At 75.7% G+C, this 14685-nt stretch carries 8 protein-coding genes and 6 pseudogenes; 5 read left to right on the top strand and 9 right to left on the bottom strand.

What is annotated here, in order from left to right:
• Window positions 1-365 (bottom strand): annotated as a pseudogene (locus tag BJF79_RS60270) (hypothetical protein); the annotation flags it as partial.
• A 134-nt stretch (window positions 366-499) separates the two neighbouring features.
• Here BJF79_RS60270 and BJF79_RS60260 point away from each other — a divergent pair.
• The 5 genes and pseudogenes from BJF79_RS60260 to lpdA all read left to right on the top strand — a co-directional run bounded on the left by BJF79_RS60260 (window position 500) and on the right by lpdA (window position 4780).
• Entirely contained in the window at window positions 500-955 is a 456-nt protein-coding gene (locus BJF79_RS60260) for a bifunctional adenosylcobinamide kinase/adenosylcobinamide-phosphate guanylyltransferase (RefSeq protein ID WP_262402132.1), read from the top strand.
• Window positions 952-1602, top strand: a complete 651-nt coding sequence (locus tag BJF79_RS16700) for an adenosylcobinamide-GDP ribazoletransferase (RefSeq protein WP_262402131.1) — start codon at window positions 952-954, stop codon at window positions 1600-1602. The genes BJF79_RS60260 and BJF79_RS16700 overlap by 4 nt, the downstream gene beginning before the upstream one ends.
• A complete protein-coding gene (locus BJF79_RS60255; protein WP_262402130.1) occupies window positions 1554-1709 on the top strand; it encodes an adenosylcobinamide-GDP ribazoletransferase in 156 nt (51 codons plus the stop codon). The genes BJF79_RS16700 and BJF79_RS60255 overlap by 49 nt, the downstream gene beginning before the upstream one ends.
• 179 nt (window positions 1710-1888) lie before the next feature.
• Window positions 1889-3252: pseudogene (locus BJF79_RS16695) on the top strand (leucyl aminopeptidase).
• Window positions 3253-3385: 133 nt separating this feature from the next.
• The gene (gene lpdA / locus BJF79_RS16690; RefSeq protein WP_075898576.1) at window positions 3386-4780 is read left to right on the top strand and encodes a dihydrolipoyl dehydrogenase; all 1395 of its coding nucleotides are present in this window, start codon (window positions 3386-3388) and stop codon (window positions 4778-4780) included.
• 98 nt (window positions 4781-4878) lie between these two features.
• On the opposite strand, the gene BJF79_RS16685 is transcribed toward lpdA, so the two are convergent.
• The 8 genes and pseudogenes from BJF79_RS16685 to BJF79_RS16675 form a co-directional block, all read right to left on the bottom strand.
• Complete coding sequence (locus tag BJF79_RS16685; protein WP_075898573.1) at window positions 4879-5061, bottom strand: hypothetical protein; 183 nt, start codon at window positions 5059-5061, stop codon at window positions 4879-4881.
• Window positions 5058-5576, bottom strand: a pseudogene (locus tag BJF79_RS60250) (hypothetical protein); the annotation flags it as partial. The gene BJF79_RS16685 and the pseudogene BJF79_RS60250, both read right to left, overlap by 4 nt.
• 282 nt (window positions 5577-5858) lie before the next feature.
• Window positions 5859-6626, bottom strand: a complete 768-nt coding sequence (locus BJF79_RS60245; RefSeq protein WP_262402134.1) for a condensation domain-containing protein — start codon at window positions 6624-6626, stop codon at window positions 5859-5861.
• A 99-nt stretch (window positions 6627-6725) separates the two neighbouring features.
• Window positions 6726-6911: pseudogene (locus BJF79_RS60240) on the bottom strand (phosphopantetheine-binding protein); the annotation flags it as partial.
• Window positions 6912-6937: 26 nt separating this feature from the next.
• Window positions 6938-7768, bottom strand: a pseudogene (locus BJF79_RS60235) (AMP-binding protein); the annotation flags it as partial.
• On the bottom strand, window positions 7744-9060 hold the full coding sequence (locus BJF79_RS60230) for an AMP-binding protein (RefSeq protein WP_262402133.1): 1317 nt from the start codon (window positions 9058-9060) through the stop codon (window positions 7744-7746). The gene BJF79_RS60230 and the pseudogene BJF79_RS60235, both read right to left, overlap by 25 nt.
• 133 nt (window positions 9061-9193) lie before the next feature.
• Window positions 9194-10771: pseudogene (locus BJF79_RS66960) on the bottom strand (condensation domain-containing protein); the annotation flags it as partial.
• The coding region (locus BJF79_RS16675) for a non-ribosomal peptide synthetase (protein ID WP_143219976.1) at window positions 10771-14685 on the bottom strand (3915 nt) is incomplete at its 5' end. The pseudogene BJF79_RS66960 and the gene BJF79_RS16675, both read right to left, overlap by 1 nt.

Genomic DNA, 14685 nt, shown 5'->3' with positions numbered 1-14685 from the left:
GAAGCGTCGAGGTGCTCGCCGACTGGGCGGGGCGGGCGGGTGGCCCGCGGACGGGTGCCGCAGCGCGTCCTGCAACCGGCTGCGGGCCGCCGGCGTCCGGCACGCGCCCTTCGACGCGCTGGTCGGCGGCGTGGTGGGCCGAGTGCGAGCGGACGGACGTGCCCGGCGGCCACGACGTGCGCGGACCGTCCGGGGAGCGGGTGCTCGTGGCCGCCGGGCCGGGTGCGTCCCCCGAGCCCGCCGGGGGCGTCGGCGACGACGCCGTCCTGCTCGATCTGGCCGGGGCTCCCGAACATCTCGGGCGGCTGCGGCGCGCCGGGGCCGTGACGGCGGAGACGCACGTCGCCGCCGTCCACGTCGACCACCGCGTCCCGTCCCCGGCCGAACTGGAGCGCCGCCTGGGCTTCTGGCTCCGCCCGGACGCCCGGCCGTGGCGCACGCTGCTGCTCGGCGGGTCCCGGTCGGGCAAGTCGGCGGAGGCGGAACTGCGGCTGGCCGCGTGCCCGGACGTGACGTACGTCGCGACGGCGGCGCTCGCGACGGCGACGCGGAGTGGGCGGCGCGCGTCGAGGCGCACCGGCGGCGCCGTCCCGCCTGGTGGCGGACGGTCGAGACCACCGACGTCGCGGGCGTGCTGGAGTCGGCGGACGGCGCGGTGCTCGTCGACGGGATCGGCACGTGGCTGGCGGCGGCGATGGACGAGGCCGGCGCGTGGGACGACCCGTCGGCGGCGGTCCCCCGGGTCCTCCCCCGCCTCGACGCGCTGGTCGCGGCGTGGCGCGGCACCGCGGCGCACGTGGTGGCGGTGAGCGACGAGGTCGGGCTGTCGGTGGTGCCGGCCACGGCGGCGGGGCGGGCGTTCCGGGACGCGCTCGGGCTGCTCAACCAGCGGCTCGCCGCGGAGTCCGAGGAGGCCGCGCTGGTGGTCGCGGGCCGCGTCCGGGACCTCGCGTGATCGCCGCGCCGCGGCTGGCGCTGACCCTGCTCACCGTCGTGCCGTTCCCCGGCGAGGCCGGTTCGACCGCGCGCACCGCGCGCGCCGCGATGCTGTTCGCCCCGGCCGTCGGGCTGGTCACCGGGGGCGCGGCGGCGCTCGTCCTGGTCGCGGGCGCGCGCTCGGCCTGTCCGCGACGCTGTGTCGCGGCGCTGGCGGTCGCGGCGACGGCGGCGGTCACCCGGGCGCTGCACCTGGACGGCCTCGCCGACCTCGCCGACGGGCTCGGCAGCCGCAAACCCGCCGGGGACGCGCTGGAGATCATGAAGCGGTCCGACATCGGCCCGTTCGGCGTCGTCACCCTGCTGCTGACCCTGCTGATCCAGGTGGCGGCGCTGGCGTCGGCCCCCCATCCGGCGGTCGCGGCGCTGGTCGCGGGCGTCGCCGGACGGCTCGCGCTGCCGTGGGCGTGCCGCGCGTCCGTCCCGCCGGCCCGTCCCGGCGGGCTGGGCGCGCTCGTCGCGGGGACGGTGCCGCCGCGCGCGGCCCTGCTCGTCACCGCCGTCGTGCTCGCGGCCGTGCCGGGGCCGGGGCCGCGTCCGGCGGGACGGACGGCGCCGTGCTCGCCGTCGCCGCCACCGGGTTCGGCCTCGCCGCGGCGCTGCTGACCCTGCGGCACGCGGTCCGGCGGCTGGGCGGCGTCACCGGCGACGTCCTCGGGGCGCTCGTGGAGATCGCCGGGACGGGCGCGCTGATCGTCCTCGCCGCGGGATGAGCCGGGAGGAACCTTTGGTCGCAGGGGACGAACCGGCTCCTCAAGAGGACTAACATCGGGCTACGTGACGACCATCAGCCTTGACAGCGCAGCCCCGGACAGCCTCGACGTCGACGCGATCGTGATCGGCGTCTCGCCCGGCGGGGACGGAGTCGCCCCGGCCGCCGCGCGCCGAGACGCTGGACCGGGCCCTGGACGGGCGGCTCGCCGCCGCGCTGGACGCGCTCGGCGCGACCGGCAAGGCCGGGGAGATCACCCGCGTGCCCACGCTGGGCGCCGTGCCCGCCCCGGTGATCGTCGCCGCCGGGCTCGGCGAGGACCCCACCGCCGAGGACCTGCGCCGCGCCGCGGGCGCCGCGCTGCGCTCCCTCGCCGGGACGGCCCGCGCCGCCGTGGCGCTGCCCGCCGCCGACGCCGAGCGGGTCGAGGCCGCCGCCCTGGGGGCGCTCCTCGGCGCCTACTCCTTCGACTCCTTCCGCACCGGCGAGCACAAGAGCCCGGTCGCGGAGATCACGCTCCTCGCGGGCGGCGACGGCGCCGAGGCGGCCGTCGAGCGCGCGCGCGTCCTGGCCGAGTCGGTGAAGCTCGTCCGCGACCTGGTGAACACGCCGCCGTCCCACCTCGCCCCCGAGGACCTCGCGGGCGAGGCCGAGCGGGTCGCCCGGGAGACCGGCCTGTCCATCGAGGTCCTCGACGAGAAGGCCCTGGTGGACGGCGGCTACGGCGGCCTCGTCGGGGTCGGGCAGGGCTCGGTCAACCCGCCGCGGCTGATCCGCCTGTCCTACACCCACCCCGAGGCCGCCAAGACGCTCGCGCTGGTCGGCAAGGGCATCACGTTCGACTCCGGCGGCCTGTCGCTCAAGCCGTCCGAGGCGATGGACTGGATGAAGTCCGACATGGGCGGCGCGGGCGCCGTCCTCGGCGCGCTCGCCGCGATCGGCCGGCTCCGCCCGAAGGTCAACGTCGTCGGGTACCTCGCCGCCGCCGAGAACATGCCGAGCGGCACCGCGCAGCGCCCGTCCGACGTCATCCGCATCTACGGCGGCAAGACCGTCGAGGTCCTCAACACCGACGCCGAGGGACGGCTCGTCCTCGCCGACGCCCTGGTGCGGGCGGCCGAGGACGACCCCGACCTGATCGTGGACGTCGCCACCCTCACCGGCGCGCAGCTCGTCGCGCTCGCGCCCGGACCACCGGGGTCATGGCCAACGACGACGACGTCCGTGAGAAGGTGGTGGACGCGGCCGGGCGCGCCGGCGAGCCCTCCTGGGGCATGCCGCTGCCGGCCGAGCTGCGCAAGGGCCTGGACTCGGCGGTCGCCGACCTCGCCAACATCAGCGGCGACCGGTGGGGCGGCATGCTCGTCGCGGGCGTGTTCCTCCAGGAGTTCGTCCGGGACGGCGCCAAGTGGGCGCACCTGGACATCGCGGGCCCGTCGTTCCACAAGGGCGAGCCGTACGGCTACACCCCGAAGGGCGGCACCGGCGCCGCGACCCGCACGCTCGTGCAGATCGCCGAAGACCTCGCCGCAGGGGCCCTCTAGGGGCCGCCCGGTGCGGCCGGGATGACAAACGAATAGATTTTCTCGTGGCGGTGGGGGCCCGTTGCCGGAGCGCCCCACCCCCGCCCCGGCGCCGCGACCCACGCGGCGCCAGAACCGGGAAAGGGAGCGTCCAGTGGCCAACAGCGGCCCCTTCGACATCGTCGTCCTAGGTGCCGGCAGCGGCGGATACGCGTGCGCGTTGCGCGCCGCCGAGCTCGGCAAGTCGGTCGCGCTCATCGAGCGGGACGAATCTCTCGGCGGGACGTGCCTCAACCGGGGCTGCATCCCCACCAAGGCGCTGCTGCACGCGGCCGAGGTGGCGGACCAGACCCGCGAGGCCGCGAAGTTCGGCGTGCGGGCGACGTTCGAGGGCATCGACGTCGCAGGCGTGAACGCCTACAAGGACAAGGTCGTCACGACCACCGTCAAGGGCCTCACCGGCCTGATCAAGGGCCGCGGCATCGAGGTCGTGCACGGCACCGGGCGGCTGACCGGCCCGACCACGGTCGAGGTCACCTCGCAGGACGGGACGGTCCGCGAGCTCGAAGGCGCGCACATCGTCCTCGGCACCGGGTCGGCGCCGCGCTCGCTGCCGGGCCTGGAGATCGACGGCGAGCGCGTCATCTCCAGCGACCACGCGCTGCGGCTGGAGCACGTGCCCGGCTCCGTCGTCGTCCTCGGCGGCGGCGTCATCGGCGTCGAGTTCGCGAGCGTGTGGCGCTCGTTCGGCGCCGACGTCACGATCGTCGAGGCCCTCCCCCACCTCCTGCCGCTGGAGGAGGAGTCCAGCTCCAAGCGGCTGGAGCGCGCGTTCCGCAAGCGCGGCATCAAGTTCGAGCTCGGCACCCGCTTCCAGAGCGCGAAGCCGACGCAGGGCGGCATCTCCGTCACGCTGGAGGACGGCAAGACGATCGACGCGGAGCTGCTGCTCGTCGCGGTCGGCCGCGGGCCCGTCTCCGACGGCGTCGGGCTCGCCGAGGCCGGCGTCGAGACCGAGCGCGGCTTCGTCAAGGTCGACGAGTACTGCCGCACCAGCGTCCCCACGATCTCGGCGGTCGGCGACCTTATCCGGACGCCGCAGCTGGCCCACGTCGGCTTCGCCGAGGGGATCCTCGTCGCCGAGCGGCTGGGCGGGCTCACCCCGCCCCCGATCGACTACGACGGCGTCCCGCGCATCACCTACTCCGACCCCGAGGTCGCCTCCGTCGGCATCACCTCGGCGACGGCGCGCGAGCGCGGGCACGAGATCAAGGAGGTCACCTACGACCTGGCCGGCAACCCCAAGAGCAAGATCCTGGGGACGCAGGGCGAGGTCAAGGTGATCGCGGCCGTGGACGGTCCCGTCCTCGGCCTGCACATGGTCGGCGCGCGCGTCGGCGAGCTCATCGCGGAGGGGCAGCTCATCTACAACTGGGAGGCCCTGCCCGACGAGGTCGCGCAGCTGATCCACCCCCATCCGACACAATCCGAGGCGGTCGGCGAGGCACATCTCGCCCTCGCCGGCAAGCCATTGCACGTGCACGGCTGAACGCCGCACGGTTCATTTCTTCGAAGGAGTCGCTGAGAGCCATGCCGGTCTCCGTCACCATGCCCCAGCTCGGCGAGAGCGTCGCACCGAGGGCACCGTCACCCGCTGGTTGAAGAAGCCAGGTCACCGGTCAACCCGATCACGCCCTGCACGACGTACACGTCGCGCGCGCCGCCGCCGCCCGGTTTCTCCTCCCCGCCGGAGTCGTATCCGGCGTGGAACAGCAGGCCCTCCTGCAGCGGCGAAAGCGGCCACACGTCCTCGATCCGCGGCTGGCTCACTGCGCATTCCTCTCCGCGAGCTTGATCTGGAACTCGTCGATCTCGTCCTGGTCGAGCGTCACCAGCGGGAAGTCGGACGGGGTGCGGGCGGTGCCGGGGGCGGCGTCGTGCGCGGCCAGCCCGGCGAGCAGGTCCGCCCACGCGGCGGCCAGCCCGTCCAGGTCCGCCCGGTCCAGCAGCCCGGCCGGGGACGCGAGCGTCAGCGTCAGCTCGGGCCCGGCCGGACGGTCGAGCACCACGCGCCCGCCCGCCTCCAGCGCGTGCAGCACCGCCATCGCGGGGTCCGCGGCACCGCCGACCGCGCCGTCCTCGACCGGCCGCCAGTAGCCGTCCGTCCCGCCCTCGCCGGACGCGCCGTCGTCCGCCGCCGCGAACCGGCCCAGGTAGTTGAACCCGATCTGCGGTTCGGGGAGGCCGGCCAGCTCCGGCGCGGCGTCCGGGGCGAGGCGGCGCAGCATCCCGTGCCCGAGGCCGTCGCCGGGCACCTCCCGGAGCTGCTCCTTGATCCGCTTGACGAGCGCGCCCGCCGCCGGGCCGCCCGCGCCGCACGTCCGTCCCGTCCAGCGGGCCCGGGTCGAGCCGGACCGGGTGCGAGCCGGTGAACCAGCCGACCGTCCGGCTCAGCTCCATCCCGGGCGTCAGCGGCACCCGGCCGTGCCCCTCCACGTCGACGAGGACGGCACGCCGGCCCGGCCGCGGCGCGCGCCACTCGCGACGGCGGCGGCGAGCCCGGCCAGCAGCACGTCGTCGACGCCCCCAGTGGAACGCGCCCGGGACGCGCGTCAGCAGCTCGCCCGTCACCGGCGCGGGGATCCGCCGCTCCGTCTCGTGGAGGCCCGCGGCGATCGTGTCGCGGCGCCGGGTCCAGGCGGCCGGACGCCGAGCGCGGTTCGGCCGCCGACCGGATCCGCGCCCACGCGGGCGCCTCCCCGGCACGCCCGTCCGGCCCGCGCCGCCAGCTCGCGCGCCCACCGGCGGAACGACGTCCCGGCGGGCTGCGGCTGCGGGTCGCGGCCCGCGGCGAGCGCGGTGCACGCGGCGGCCAGGTCGGGCACGAGCACCCGCCACGACACCCCGTCCACGGCCAGGTGGTGGACGGCGAGGAGCAGCCGTCCGGGCGCGTCCGGCCCGGCGTCGAACCAGACGGCCTGCACCAGGTTCCCGTCCCGCGCGTCGAGCCGGTCCATGGCCTCGCGGGACCGCGCGGCGACCACGTCCGCGAGCACTCGCCCGTCCAGGCCCGCGACGTCGACGCGCCGCACGCGGTCGTCCGCCCGTACCGTTCCCGGGCCGGGCACCAGCAGGCTCGGCGCGCCGCCGGAGCCGGAGCCGGAGCCGGGGGCGTCGAGGGGGGCCCGCAGCATGTCGTGGTGGTCGAGGAGCGCCTGCACGCCGCCGGTCACCGCGTCGAGCCGCAGGCCGGGCGGCACCCGCACCAGCATCGACTGGCAGAACCGGCCCGCGAGCGCCGCCGGCCCCGACCGTGCCGCGAGTTCCAGCATCACCGGGGTCAGCGGCACCCGCCCGACCGGCTCGTCCGGCTCGTCCGGCTCGTCGGCGCGCACGGCCGGGGCGTCCAGGTCGGCGGTGAGGTCGGCGGCGACGCGGGCCAGCGCCGCGGCCGTGCGATGCTCGAAGATCTGCCGGGGCGTGAGGGCCAGCCCGTCGCGGCGGGCCCGCGCCACCACCAGCATCGACATGATCGAGTCGCCGCCGAGCGCGAAGAACGAGTCGTCCGCGCCGACCCGCTCCAGGCCGAGGACGCCCGCGAACAGCCCGCACAGCAGCTCCTCGCGCGGCCCGGACGGGGCGCGCCCGCCCGCGAGCGCCGCGAAGTCGGGGGCGGGCACGCGTCCCGGTCCAGCTTCCCGTGCACCGTCACCGGGATCGCGGCCACCTCGATCACCGCGGCGGGCGTCATGTGGTCGGGCAGCCGTCCGGCGACGTGCGCGCGGAGCGCGACCGGGTCGGCCCCGCCCGGGGCCGCCGGAACCGTGTACGCGACGAGGCGCTTCACACCGCCGTCCGTGCGGGCGATCACCGCCGCGCGCTCCACCCCCGGATGCGCGGCCAGCACCGCCTCGATCTCGCCGGGCTCCACCCGGAACCCGCGGATCTTCACCTGCTCGTCGGCGCGTCCCGCGAAGACGAGGTCGCCTTCGGGCGTCCACCGCCCCAGGTCGCCCGTCCGGTACATGCGCAGGCCGGGCGGGCCGAACGGGCACGCCGTGAACCGCTCCGCCGTCAGCACGGGACGGCGCACGTATCCGCGGGTCACGCCCGCGCCCGACACGTACACCTCCCCGACGACGCCCGGCGGCACCGGCCGCAGGAAACCGTCCAGGACGTGCACGCGCACGTTGGCGATCGGCCCGCCCAGCGGAACGCCGCCCGCCGGGTCGCCCTCCGGGGCCGTCCAGCAGGTGACGTCGACCGTGACTTCGGTCGGGCCGTACTCGTTGTGGAACGCGCGGCCCGGCGCCCACCGCCGGACCAGGTCGGGCGTGCACTCCTCGCCCGCCGTGACGATCGTCCGGATGCCGCGCACCGCCGGGGACTCCGCCGCGTCGGCCAGCGACTCCAGCACCGACGGCGTGAACGTCGCGGCCGTCACCGACAGCTCCGCCAGCTCCGCCGCCAGGTCGGCCTCGCGGCGCGCCACGCAGAGCGTCGCGCCCGACGTCAGCGCCGGATAGATCTCCGACACCGACGTGTCGAACGACACCGAGGCGAACTGCAGGACCCGCTCCCCCGGCCCGAACCCGTAGCGCCCGCCCGCCACGTCACGTAGTTCACCGCGCCCCGGTGCGGCACCGACACGCCCTTCGGGGTGCCGGTGGACCCGGACGTGTAGATGACGTACGCGGGATGCGCGGGCCGCAGCGGCGCCGTCCGGTCCGCGTCGGCGGGGGCCGTCGCGGGGCGGGCCGGCCAGCGCCGCCGCCGTCGCCGGTCGTCCCACACGATCCGCGCGGCGCCCGCCGCCTCCGCCGCGCCCGCGGTCGCCGCCGTGCAGACCACCACGGCGGGACGCGCGTCGGCGAGCGTGAACTCGATCCGCTCCGCCGGATACCCCGGGTCGACCGGGACGTACGCGGCGCCCGCCTTCAGCACGCCCAGCAGCACCGCGTACAGGTCGGCCGTGCGTTCCATCACCACCCCGACCAGGTCCTCCGGGCCGACGCCCCGCGCGATCAGCTCGCGGGCGACCCGCGAAGCCAGCGCGTCCAGCTCCGCGTACGTCAGCTCGGTCCCGCTCCCGTCGACGAGCGCGAGGCCGTCCGGGGTGCGGGCGGCCTGCGCCTCGAACAGGTCGACGAGCGTCCCGTCCGGGACCGGGCGGGACGTGTCGTTCCACGCGTGCAGCACCCGGTGCCGTTCGTCGGCGGTCGACGCCTCCAGCGCCGCGACCTTCGCCGCCGGGTCGTCCGCCACCTGCGCCAGCAGCCGGGCCAGCCGCGCCGCCACGGCCCGGACGGTCTCCTCGGCGAACGCCTCCGGCCGGTACTCCAGCCGGATCTCCGTCTCGGTGCCGGGCGTCACGACCAGCGTCATCGGATAGTGCGCGGAGTCCTCGCCGCCCGCCCACGCGACCTCCCGGCCCGCCAGCCGGGGCGGCGACGCGGGGAAGTTCTGGTAGACGAGGAGGGTGTCGAAGGTGGCGCCGGGACCGGCGAGACGCTGGATCTCGGCCAGTCCGAGGTGCTGGTGGGGCAGCAGCGCCGACTGCCGCTCCTGCAACGCCGCCAGCAGTTCCACCACCGGACGCCCCGGGTCGAGTTCGACCCGGACGGGGACGGTGTTGATGAACAGGCCCAGCATTCCCTCCACGCCCGGCAGTTCCGCCGGACGGCCCGACACCGTCGCCCCGAACACCACGTCGCGGCGGCCCGCCAGCACCCCCACCAGCACCGCCCACGCGCCCTGCATCACCGTGTTCAACGTCAGCCCGTGCTCGCGCGCGACGTCCCGGAGGCGCCCGGCGAGGTCCGCGTCCAGGTGGGTGGACGTGCCGCACCGGCGAGCGGACCGCCCCCGGCTCGACCGGCCCCGCCAGCGTCGGCTCGTCCGCTCCCGCCAGCTCCCGCCGCCACGCCTCGCGGGCGGTGTCCCCGTCCCGGCGGGCCAGCCACGCCAGGTAGTCGCGGTAGGGGGCGACGGGCGGGAGGACGGACGCGTCGCCGCCCGCCGCGTACACCCGCGACAGCTCCTCGAACAGCAGCGGCAGCGACCAGCCGTCCAGCACGATGTGATGCTGGGTGACCACGAGCCGGTGCCGTTCCGCGCCGAGCCGCACTAGGACGAGCCGCAGCAGCGGCGGCACCGCGACATCGAACCCGCGCTCCCGTTCGGCGTCGGCGATCCGGTCCGCCTCCGCGGCGGCGTCCGCCGGGGCCGCCGCGGCGAGGTCGGACAGGTCCACCTCGCGCCACGGCAGCACGAGCCCGTCCGTCACGACCTGGACGTGCCCGTCGCCGCCGCCCGGACGCCGGAACGCGACCCGCAGGTTCGCGTGCCGGTCCAGCAGCGCCTGCCACGACGCCCGCAGCGTCCGCGCGTCCAGGGGTCCCGTGAACTCCAGCGACCGCTGCCACACGTAGACGTCACCAGCGGCGCCGTCGTATCCGGCGTGGAAGAGCAGGCCCTCCTGGAGAGGCGACAGCGGCCACACGTCGGTCAGTCCGGGCGAGGCCGCCTGCAGTTCGTCGACCTGCCCCTGAGCGAGGGCCACCAGCGGGAAGTCGGACGGCGTGTGCCCACCGGCCGCCGGGTCGGCGGCGTGGGCGGCCAGGCCCGCGAGCATCGCCGCCCAGCGCCCGGCCAGGTCGTCGAGCGCCGCCTCGTCCACGAGCCCGGCCGGAGCCGCCAGCGAGAGGGTGAGTTCCGGCCCGTCCGGCCGGTCCAGCACCACGCCGCCCGCCTCCAGCGCGTGCGCGAACGCCATGGCCGGGTCGGCGGCGCCGCCCAGCGACGCCTCCCCGGCGGGCCGCCAGCCGGCACCGTCCTCGGCGGCGAAGCGACCCATGTAGTTGAACCCGATCTGGGGTTCGGGGAGGTCGGCGAGCACGGGTGCGGTGTCCGGGTTGAGGTGGCGCAGCATCCCGTAGCCGAGACCGTCGCCGGGAACGCCCCGCACCTGCTCCTTGACCTGTTTGATCAGCGTGCCCGCGTCCGGCCCGCCCGCCCGCACCTGCGCGGGATCGGTACCGGACGGGTCCAGCCGCACCGGATGCGCGGCCGTGAACCACCCGACCGTCCGCGACAGATCCATGTCGGACGACAGGGCCTCACGGCCGTGCCCTTCGACGTCGACGAGCATCCCGGCCGACACGTCCCGTCCGCGCCGCTCGGCCAGCGTCGCTACCAGCCCAGCCAGCAGCACCTCGTCCACCCCGGCGTGGAACGCCGCCGGAACCCGCCGCAGCAGCACCGACGCGACCTCGCCCGGAAGCCGCCGGACGACACGGTTCTGACCTGCGGCGACGGTGTCCAGAGCCGGGTCCGGCGGACGATCGCCGATCAGCGGGTCGGGGCCGTCGAGGATCCGCGTCCACTCCGGCAACTCCGCCGCGCGGGCATCGCCGACCGCCTGCGCGGACAGCTCTCCCGCCCAGCGGCGGAACGACGTCCCCACCGGCTCCAAGCCACCCGGATCGGCATAGGCCGCCGCCAGATCCGGCAACAGCACCCGCCACGACACACCGTCCATCACCAGGTGATGCACCACCAGCAACAACCGCCCCGGCACCTCCGGACGTCGAACCACACCGCCCGCACCATCACACCGGCCTGCGGGTCCAGGCGTTCGGACTCGCGCCGCACCTCACGTTCGACCAGGTCGGCCGGCACGTCCTGCCCTGGCGACTCGACCCGCCGCAGCCCGGCCACGGTGCCGCCCGGCGCCGGAACGTCCAGCTCCCACGAGCCGTCCCGGAGGCGCCGCAGCCGCGCGCGGAGCATGTCGTGGTGGTCCAGGACCGTGCGCACGGCCGTCTCCAGCCGGTTCCGGTCGAGACCCGCCGGGACGGTCGCCAGCATCGACTGGCTGAACGGCCCGGACAGCACCGCGCCGCCGGACCGTTCGAGGACGTCGCGCATCACCGGCGTCAGCGGCACGGCGCCCGTGCCCGCGTCCCGCCCGGGGGCCGGCTCGCCCGCCCGTTCCGGCTCCGCCGCGCGGGCGAGCGCGGCGGGCGTGCGCAACTCGAACACCTGCCGCGCGGACAGCGCCAGGCCCGCCCGGCGCGCCCGCGACACCACCAGCATCGACATGATCGAATCGCCGCCGAGCGCGAAGAACGAGTCGTCCGCCCCGACCCGCTCCAGGCCGAGGACGTCGGCGAACAGCCCGCACAGCAGTTCCTCGTCCGGGGTGGCCGGGGCACGACCGCCCGCCAGGCCCGCGAAGCCGGGGGCGGGCAGAGCCGCCCGGTCGAGCTTCCCGTTCGCCGTGACCGGGATCGCGGCGAGGGCGACGAACGCGGCCGGGACCATGTGGTCGGGGAGCCGCGCGGCGGCGAACTCCCGGAGCGTCGTCTCGTCGGCGTCGCCGACGACGTAGGCGACGAGGTGCTTGACGCCGGGCTGGTCCTCGCGGGCGATCACGGCGACCTGGGTCACGCCCTCGTGCGCGGCCAGGACGGCTTCGACCTCGGCGGGCTCGATCCGGAACCCGCGGATCTTCACCTGCTCGTCGGCGCGTCCCTCGAACGCGAGCCGTCCCTCGTCCGTCCAGCGCGCCAGGTCGCCCGTCCGGTACATCCGGCCGGGGGCGAACGGGTCCGCCACGAACCGCTCCGCCGTCAGGACGGGACGGCCCGCATATCCCCGGGCGAGGCCCGCGCCCGCGACGTACAGCTCGCCCACCACACCGGGTGGGACCGGGCGTAAGAACCCGTCGAGGACGTACATCCGGGTGTTGTCGAGCGGCCCGCCGATCGGAACGGCCGCCGGGACGTCGGCGGCCGAAGTGAACGGAACGTGCGTGGCGAACCCCGTCGTCTCGGTCGGCCCGTACGTCGAACGGACGACCAGGTCGGGATGGGTCTCCAGCAGCGTGCGGACGGCACTGGACGACACCACGTCGCCGCCGGTCGATACTTCACGGACGCCCGCGAAGATTTCCGGCGACTGCTCGGCCAGCACCCGGAACAGGCCTGCGGTCGCGTGCACGTTGGTGATGCCGTGCTCGGCGATCAACCCGCCCCACGCCGAGGCCTCCACCTTGCCCGCGGGCGCGACCACCAGCCGTCCACCGTGGAGCAGCGGCGCCCAGATCTCGTACGTCGACGCATCGAACGCGTGGTTGGCTTGGACAAGGACGCTCTCCAGGACGTCGTCCCGCCAGGCGGTGTCGAGGACGAACGCCGCGACGTTCCCGTGCGTGACCGCCACGCCCTTCGGAACCCCGGTCGACCCCGACGTGTACATGACGTACGCGAGGTTCCCGGGCGAGGTCGTCACCTCGGGGTTCCGCTCGACGGGCTCGAACACGTCGTCGTCGGTCAGTACGACCGACACCCCGGCCTCGGCCACGATCGCCCGCAGGCGTTCCTCCGGGTACGAGACGTCCAGCGGAACGTACGCGGCCCCCGCCTTCAGCACCCCCAGCAGCGTCGCGATCAGGCCCGCCGACCGCTCCATCCGCACACCGACCAGCGACTCACGGCCCACACCCCCAGCCGCCAGCCCACGGGCCACACCGTTCGCCCGCGCGTTCAACTCCGCATACGCCCACGAAACGCCCTCGGACACCACCGCGACCGCGCCCGGGGTGCGGGACGCCCGCTCCTCGAACAGCTCGACCAGCGATCCGCCCGGAACCGGACGGGACGTGTCGTTCCACTCCTCCACCACCAACCGGCGTTCGCCGGACGACACGACCTCCACGTCGCCGACCCGCGCCCACGGATCGGCCGCCACCTGCTCCAGCACCCGCACCACGCGGTCGAGCAGCGCCCGGGCCGTCGACTCGTCGAACACGTCCGGCCGGTAGTCCAGCCGCAGTTCGCCGTCCTGCGGCATCACGCCCAGGATCAGCGGGTAGTGCGCCGCATCGCGTGCGCGCATACCGGTGACGTCGAGGCCGGACGGGCCGGACGGCAGGTCGGCTTCGGGGAAGTTCTCGTAGACGAGGATGGTGTCGAAGGTGGCGCCGGGACCGGCGAGACGCTGGATCTCGGCCAGTCCGAGGTGCTGGTGCGGCAGCAGCGCCGCCTGCCGCTCCTGCAACCCCGCCAGCAACTCCACCACCGGACGCCCCGGGTCGAGTTCCACCCGCACCGGGACGGTGTTGATGAACAGGCCCAGCATCCGCTCCACGCCCGGCAACTCCGCCGGACGACCCGACACCGTCGCCCCGAACACCACGTCGCGGCGGCCCGCGAGCACCCCCACCAGCACCGCCCACACACCCTGCACCACCGTGTTCAACGTCAGCCCGTGCTCCCGGGCGACACCGCGCAGCGCTTCCGCGAGGTCCGGGGCGATCGGCGTGACCACGTGGTCGGGAGCGTGCTCACCGGCGCCGGACGGCGCGACGTGCGTCGGCTCGGCGGCCCCGGCCAGTTCGTCCGTCCATGCCGTCCGCGCCGCGTCCGCGTCCTGACGCACCAGCCATGCCAGGTAGTCGCGGTAGGACGTCGCCGGGGGCAGCCCGGACGGGTCGCCGCCCGCCGCGTACACCCGCGACAGCTCCTCGAACAGCAGCGGCAGCGACCAGCCGTCCAGCACGATGTGGTGCATCGTCAGCACCATGAGGTGCCGGTCCTCGGCCAGTTTCAGCAGCAGGACGCGCAGCAGCGGCGGCTCCGCCATGTCGATTCGCCGGGCGTGCTCCCGTTCGGCGAGCCGGTCCGCCTCCGCGTCGGCCTCCTCCCCCAGGTGCGACAGGTCCGCTTCCCGCCACGGGATGCGGACGTCCCGCTCGATCACCTGGACGGGACGCGCTCCGGCCGGCTGCCGGAACCCGGCGCGCAGGCCGGGATGCCGGTTCAGGAGCGCCTGCCACGACGCGCGGAGCAGGTCGGCGTCCAGCGGCCCCGCCAGTTCGAGGGAGCGCTGTTCGACGTAGACGTCCCGGGTCCGCGCGTCGTATCCGGCGTGGAAGAGCAGGCCCTCCTGGAGGGGCGACAGCGGCCACACGTCGGTCAGTCCGGGCGAGGCCGCCTGCAGTTCGTCGACCTGCTCCTGGCCGAGGGCCACCAGCGGGAAATCGGACGGCGTGTGCCCACCGGCCGCCGGGTCGGCGGCGTGCGCGGCCAGGCCCGCGAGCATCGCCGCCCAGCGCCCGGCCAGGTCGTCGAGGATCTCGCCGTCGGGACCGCTCAGCCTGAGGGTGAGTTCCGGCCCTTCGGGCAGGTCATGGACGAGCGCTTCCGCATCGAGGACGTGCCGCGTGGGGCCGTCGGCGGCGCCGACGGCGGCGAGGCCATCGCCCACCGGAAGCCACGCGCCTTCGACCGCGGTGAAACGGCCCAGATAGTTGAACGCGATCCGGGGCACCGGAAGCCCGGCGAGCACGGGTGCGGTGTCCGGGTTGAGGTGCCGCAGCATCCCGTAGCCGAGACCGTCGCCGGGAACGCCCCGCACCTGCTCCTTGACCTGTTTGATCAGCGTGCCCGC

The organism is Actinomadura sp. CNU-125 (assembly GCF_001942465.1).
In the GTDB taxonomy this organism is placed as follows: Bacteria; Actinomycetota; Actinomycetes; order Streptosporangiales; family Streptosporangiaceae; genus Spirillospora.
Note: the sequence above shows the minus strand (reverse complement) of the source record. Positions and strands in the feature narration are given on the sequence as shown.